This window comes from Rhodococcus sp. C26F (genome assembly GCF_053345925.1).
This window is the reverse complement of record NZ_JBKFBA010000044.1, coordinates 1-5,923: the sequence shown is the minus strand read 5'-3', so window position 1 is coordinate 5,923 and position 5,923 is coordinate 1. Positions and strand designations below refer to the sequence as shown.

The window sequence follows — 5,923 nt, the reverse complement described above, 5'->3', positions numbered from 1 at the left end:
CATCCGGGAGGGGTCGAGTCGTCGACCCGGGATGCACGATCCGCCGACAGGGGGATGGCGGGTCGTGGCGGTGGATGGGAGGTCGCATTGTCGGTCGCGGCGCTCGTCGTCTATCTTTACGGCACATGGTACCTAAAATCAAGAGCGGGTCGAAGAAGGGGGGAACATGATGGTCGCCGGCAGGCGCGGACGTCCGCAGGTGTCCTCTCGTGCACAGGTCGAGTCCGCCGCGTTCGAGTTGTTCCGCGACCGGGGTTATAGCCAGACGTCGATCATGGATATCGTTGCGGCCGCGGGGATCAGCAAGACCACGTTCTTCCGGTACTTCCCCAACAAAGCGGCACTGGTGTGGTCTCTTCTCCAAGAGGGCACCCGCGACCTGCACTCCGCGTTGGACACGGTCCCCGAGGATGTGCCGGTCATGGAGGCGATCCGGGCCGCGGTGCTCGATTCGGGGGCGCCCCTGCTCGACGACGCGGGTCTCTGGCGTGCCCAGTTCCGGATTTTGGACACCTCACCGGAGTTGCAGGCCGAGGGCGCACAACGGTGGTCGGCGTGGGCCGAGGTCGTGGCGGAGTTCGTGGCGTCCCGTATCGGTGCTCGTCCGACGGCGGTGGTGCCGGCCGGTGTCGGGGGTGCGGTGCAGTCCGTTGTGCTTGCCCTCCTGCGCGAGAGCGTGGAGGTTCCTGCGTCCGGCGGTGAACTGCTGTCCGCGCTCGACAAGTCCTTGGCGTCGTTAGGGCGGAGTCTGCAGCAGTGGATCGATGAACAATCGGATGCGTGAGGCGCGTCGACCATCATGGGGCCCGGGTGCGACAGTGCTGGATGCGCGAGTGAGACGCCTGGTAGGCGTCCGACGCTTGGGGTGCCGTGTCGGTGGCTAGAAAGCATGTCTCGGTGCCAGTGGTCGCCTTGGGGGCGGATCGGGGGTTGTCAGTCGGGATCGCGCCTGCCGAGACAGTAGCGACCGGCCGGTTGATGCTACGACATCCCACGGCGCAGTGAGCTGCGCAGATGCCGCACTCTGGTTCGCTGCTTCAGCTCTTACCCGGCCGTCAAGGAGGGGATGGTCGTGTAGGAGGGATCGGCGAGTTGAGGAACTGCATCAGGACCCAGAAGGGGCTCGCTCGTAATGGACACCTTGACCCGCAGTCACGCCGATACGACCAAGATGCCGATCCACGAAGTGGTCCGTTACTTTCTCGACCGCTTGGGGTCGACACTGGTCGCCTACATCGCCGGAGCCCGAAGTCGCGCGATCCCCGCAAAGTGGGCCATCCCACCGACGTAGACCGGCCACGCCGCCCCCCGACGACAAAGCCCGCCGGCTCAAGGCCGCACACGTGGCGTTCACTGCCATCGAAGACGCCGACAACGACCAAGTGGCCAGATCGTGGCTGATATCGGTAAACCCTCGGTTCGACGGGCACACCCCCGCCGATCTTGTACGGGTGGGCGAGATGGGAAGCGTCTTTCCTGCCGTCACCGCCTTTGTCAACGACGACTACTACGCCTGATCGGTATCCCTGTGGTACAGACTTGGCGCCGGGGCGGTCGGTCGCTCTTCCTATACTGATGCGCTGTCGTCAGTAGTAGGAGGCCGCCCTGTCCCTGTCCCTGTCACCAGTTGAGGTGTCGACCTCTCGTGTCTGCGAGCTGACGGGGCTTGTGCTCGAGCGTAGTTGTGGACGCACCGTCTACGGGTCGCGCGTACCGACTACGGCCCCTCCGGCCCGCCTGCCCGCACGCTCGGTGCGCCGCCGGAAGAGCTGAGTAAGATGGGACACCCCCGGACGTACGATCCATGCGGGTAGCACCGAACGCCGAGCCTTCATCGAGGTGCTGTCTTATATCACCCCCGACGACAGTGGCCTGGGCACCATGTCGGACTTCTTCGACGATGTCGCCGCCGACGACGAATTGTTCCTGCACGAGCAGATCGCGAAAGAACTGGCGCAGCGTGCCGGGATGCGGAAGCGGTCGGTGTCCAAGGGGTGGCGCGAGGACCGCAACATCTACGAGTTCATGCTGCCCACAGACGGTTGGTTCGTCGATATCACCGCCTCGGACAGCATCGGTGCTCTCGACGAGCAACTGTGCACCGCGCTCGCAGGTAGGTTCGGCATCGAGGAACTTCACGTCTCCCATCTGACCGCGGACGGGGACGACGCCCGTGCGGTGACCACCTACCTCGCCACTGAGGTGCGGTCCCTCGTGCTCGACGACGGGTCCCTTCCGCACGGCATCGTCTATCCCTCCAAGTGCGGCACCGACCTAAAGAACTACGCCGTGTGGTTGCGTCGCCGTGACGACGGCACCGACTCTGCTCGCCAGCCTTTCGACCTCGTCGCCAGCAACGCGATCAACCTGCACGTCGAAGCGTTCCAATCTGCGGTCAAACGATTGCGGCTCACCGCCTACTGAACGTTCGACCCGCTGCGCCCGGTTCGAATTCCGTCCTCAATCACGTTGCAGCACATCATATCACGTCGCGAAGCTGGGCTACAGAGGCGCGCTGTCCAGGGTCCGACGACACGGACCACAACCGGTGGTCTCCGACGTGGCGGATCGAGGGTTCAGTCGACTGAGGTTGTGGGCTTCGATGTAGGCGACGGTGGAGTCGTAAGGTCCCCGACCGGTTCGAGCCCGAACGTGCGGACGACCAAGACGGTGGCTCGGCGCCTCCGGTTGCGGGCGTCAGCTACGGCATCGACGCTCACTGATCACCGCGCCGATCGACCACCGCGGCCCGGCCGTCGCCGACCCCGAGACAGAGAGCGTGATCAACCATCCCAGAGCGTGGTCATCCGGTCAGCGGTTCCAGGGGCTGGTCATAGCTTCCACAGCCGCAGCAGTGCACTGCGCAGGATGGGGGGAGATGACGCGGTGGTCGTGGTGCAGGCGCGGATGAGGGTGACCGTGTTCGGCGAGGGCGCGCGCGGCGTCGGCCAGCGAGAGGGGGTCGAGGTCGGTGCGGGTGCGTAGCCGGTAGGCCACGGCGTGGCGGGTGTGGGGGATGCGGTGCGGGCCGGTGTCGACGACGGCCGGCGGATGAAGCGAGGTGTCGTTGTCGCTGATCCGGATGATGACGTCGCCGGTTTCGAGGCGGGTGCGCCGATTGGCGTCGGGGGTGAGCTGGCGAACGGTCTCTGCGTACCCGAGAGCTGAGCGTGACTCGCAGCTGTGCTGCCAGATGAAACGAAACTTCCCGGCGGCGGGTGTGCCGTATCCGTCGGTCAGACAGTCGGCGAATGCGTCGAGGTTGCGGCTGAAGTACCCACCGGGCCCCGAGACTGCTTCGCCCACCACGGAGAAAAAATCCTCGAGTGACCGAATTTGACGGCCGTCTATGAAGTAGACGGTATCTCTGTTCGGCATTTCCAGCTCCATCCTCCCGATCGGGGGCTCATCTAGAGCGTGTCTGGTCGATTTCTCATATTCGTGTCGGTAGCGGGAACCTGAACAGTGTTCCGGGCCAACAAGGTGGAGGCCGGGTACGTGCAGGGCTCAGGTGATCTTGCCGCTACGCCTTTCGCTGCGCCGACCTGCCGTGTGAAGCGGGGCAGTCAGATTTCGGACCATGTCTCGTCGTGGTCGTCACGCACCCATTCGACGATGTCGCCGTCGGCGTGGACGTCGTCGGTGAGCCAGAATGTTTCGTCGGGTGCCCATCCCGCGATCACCGATGCGGTGTCACCGTCGACGTCGATGGCGACGCCTGCTGCGGCGAGATAGCCGACCGCGGTCAGGTGCACTCCGCCGTACACCTCGGCGACGGCCTGCCAGTCGGGCAGAACCCACCGTCCATCGCGGCCCGTGGTGCGGTACCAGTCGTGGCGTTTCTGCGCGGTGACCTCGAGCGGAAACCGCCGGCAGAGCTGCGCCCAGTCGTCGGGGCCGTAGATTTCGAGCACGTCGACGGTGCCGGGTACGAGGTGTCGCCGAGCCCCGGCATGGTTCTCGCCTCCGGAGTCTTCGACGAACCACAGGCATGCGGGCGAACCGTCGTCCAGTGCTCGTGTGGAGCACGGGACGCCGAGCGGTGTCGACCACCACACCCCGGACCAGTTGGCCGTCGGGTCGGTGGGGCGTTCCCGTGCTGCTCGTTTCTCCTCGGCGATGGCCCTCTCGCGCCATCTGGCGAGCGCGTGCCCGACCTGAGGGACACTGGCGTGGGGTTCGACCCAGCCCAGTGACCACTGCTCGTCCCGAACGATGGCGGTGCTCCACCACCGGGCGTGTTCCGATGCCGCGATGTGCTCGGCGATGCGTCGCAGTTGCGGGCGCATCGGTTCTGTCGCAGTAAGAACGTCGTCTCCGTCGGGTTCTTGCCAGTACCAGGCGGAGTCGGTGGTGGCTGCGAGCACGGTGCGCAGATCTGTCTCGGTCACTTCCGGCAGCGGCACGTTCGCCAATCGTCGCGCTACGTCGTCGGGCGAGATGTTCGGGAGGGGTCGGTCGGCGCCCGGCCCGTAGAGGGCGCCTGCGGTTCCGCGTGCTACGTCGATGCGGTAGGTGGCGTAGAAGACGCCCGACGAGAACGAGTCCCGGGTGTGTTCGGCGCGGGCACGGTCGTCGGCGATCTGCGCGTATTCGAGGAGAAGACGACGACCGCGCGGACCGGCCAGCAGTACCTCGGTGAGATCCGCCGGAGTGTCCCGTGCTGTCATGGCGTCCAGTAGATCATTACCTTCGTTACCTTGAAGGGGATGAAGAGACCCCGTGTCTCCGGGATGCGGACACGCATCCGGTCTTTCGAGACCGGGGGTTTGTCACACGAGGGGTTATTGTGGGTTCCGTGCTGACACTGCGTCGAAAGAATGACTGCGCCTGCTGAGTCCGGTGGCGGACCCGACCGTGCCGCCATGACCGACATGACCGATCTGCTCACCACGCGGTTCGAAGAACCCATTGCGATCTACCGTGACCTGCTCCGCGGCCTCGCCGCCACCGGAGAGTCCCCATATCGCCAGTCGATACTGCTCGACACCCATCCTGTCGAGGGGCCGTCGTTGACGACACCCCACCTGCGGATCCAGGTCAGCTACAGCTATCAGGACGCCGACGAGCTGGGATCCTTCCCTGCGGATATGAGGCCGGTGTGCGTGCGGATCCATGTGCAGGGCTATCCCGATAAGTATCCCGACCGGCGGGCAGCGGGCTCCGATCTGGTCCACGAGTACCCGGCCGTCGAACCGGAAGCGTGGGCGCGTGCGGTGCTCGGCCGGCAGTGGTCGGATTATGCGTACCAAATGATCCGCCGGACCGATGTGGACCCGCGCATGCGCACCAACCTGAGCTACACCCAGCCGCTGTTCGTGGTGTTCGTCGCCTCGGACGGCACCCCGGTGCTGGCCCCGGACACCATCGCCTGGAACCGGGTGTGGCTCAAAGTCATCGACGCCCGCAAACTCGATCCGGATCCCGAATCGAGGGAACTGCTCGAGCACATTGCCCGGGTCGGTCCGTACGCCCCGACCGCAGGAATCCGCCATCCCGACACCGAACCCGACGGCGGCTGGCGCCTGGAGGTCACCGGTGTGCCCCTCGACCGGCTCACCGACACCGCGGCCGAGACGGTGCGCGCACTGCGCAACGGTATCCGGGTCCGCGGCAGGATCGCCACGCAGTTCCGCCCGATTCGACTACACGTCGAACTCGACCACGTGGTGGTGTACTTCAAGTGGGCCCGCAACCCGAACACCTTCGCTGTGACCATGCATCCACCCCAGACGGGCGACGAGCTTGCCGGTCCGCCCTGGCACACCCCCGCCGCCGTCGCCGGCACCATGATCTCGGGATGGCAAGAGGAGCTGTGTACAGGTCTGCTGGTGCGCGGTACCCGACGCCGCGACGGTGACACCATCTACATCTCGGCTCCGCCTTCCGCCCCGGTCCGCCAGGAATATTGGGTCAGCGAGGT

At 65.6% G+C, this 5,923-nt stretch carries 7 protein-coding genes; 5 read left to right on the top strand and 2 right to left on the bottom strand.

The annotated features are described in order from the left end of the window. Positions 1-199: 199 nt before the first annotated feature. From ACLBYD_RS26585 to ACLBYD_RS26570, 4 genes are all read left to right on the top strand, one after another. Complete coding sequence (locus ACLBYD_RS26585) at positions 200-784, top strand: acyl-CoA-like ligand-binding transcription factor (RefSeq protein ID WP_447818779.1); 585 nt, start codon at positions 200-202, stop codon at positions 782-784. 348 nt (positions 785-1,132) lie between these two features. Continuing rightward, positions 1,133-1,291: a hypothetical protein gene (locus tag ACLBYD_RS26580; protein WP_447818778.1), complete on the top strand. Its 159-nt coding sequence runs from the start codon at positions 1,133-1,135 to the stop codon at positions 1,289-1,291. A gap of 52 nt (positions 1,292-1,343) precedes the next feature. Then, on the top strand, positions 1,344-1,517 hold the full coding sequence (locus tag ACLBYD_RS26575; RefSeq protein WP_447818777.1) for an antitoxin Xre/MbcA/ParS toxin-binding domain-containing protein: 174 nt from the start codon (positions 1,344-1,346) through the stop codon (positions 1,515-1,517). A gap of 322 nt (positions 1,518-1,839) precedes the next feature. After that, entirely contained in the window at positions 1,840-2,424 is a 585-nt protein-coding gene (locus ACLBYD_RS26570; protein ID WP_447818776.1) for an RES domain-containing protein, read from the top strand. A 387-nt stretch (positions 2,425-2,811) separates the two neighbouring features. Here ACLBYD_RS26570 and ACLBYD_RS26565 read toward each other — a convergent pair whose 3' ends face one another. Both ACLBYD_RS26565 and ACLBYD_RS26560 read right to left on the bottom strand, forming a co-directional pair. Beyond that, positions 2,812-3,309, bottom strand: coding sequence for a barstar family protein (locus tag ACLBYD_RS26565; protein ID WP_447818775.1), 498 nt, complete (start codon positions 3,307-3,309; stop codon positions 2,812-2,814). Between the two features lie 257 nt (positions 3,310-3,566). Further along, positions 3,567-4,670, bottom strand: a complete 1,104-nt coding sequence (locus ACLBYD_RS26560; protein WP_447818774.1) for a hypothetical protein — start codon at positions 4,668-4,670, stop codon at positions 3,567-3,569. A gap of 195 nt (positions 4,671-4,865) precedes the next feature. Here ACLBYD_RS26560 and ACLBYD_RS26555 point away from each other — a divergent pair. After that, positions 4,866-5,923, top strand: a 1,058-nt coding sequence (locus tag ACLBYD_RS26555; RefSeq protein ID WP_447818773.1) for a hypothetical protein, incomplete at its 3' end; no start/stop codon positions are given.

Bases quoted from the DNA above. Each gene is read 5' to 3' on its own strand.
- ACLBYD_RS26560 (WP_447818774.1), bottom strand. From the start codon at position 4,670: ATGACAGCACGGGACACTCCGGCGGATCTCACCGAGGTACTGCTGGCC.
- ACLBYD_RS26580 (WP_447818778.1), top strand. From the start codon at position 1,133: ATGGACACCTTGACCCGCAGTCACGCCGATACGACCAAGATGCCGATC.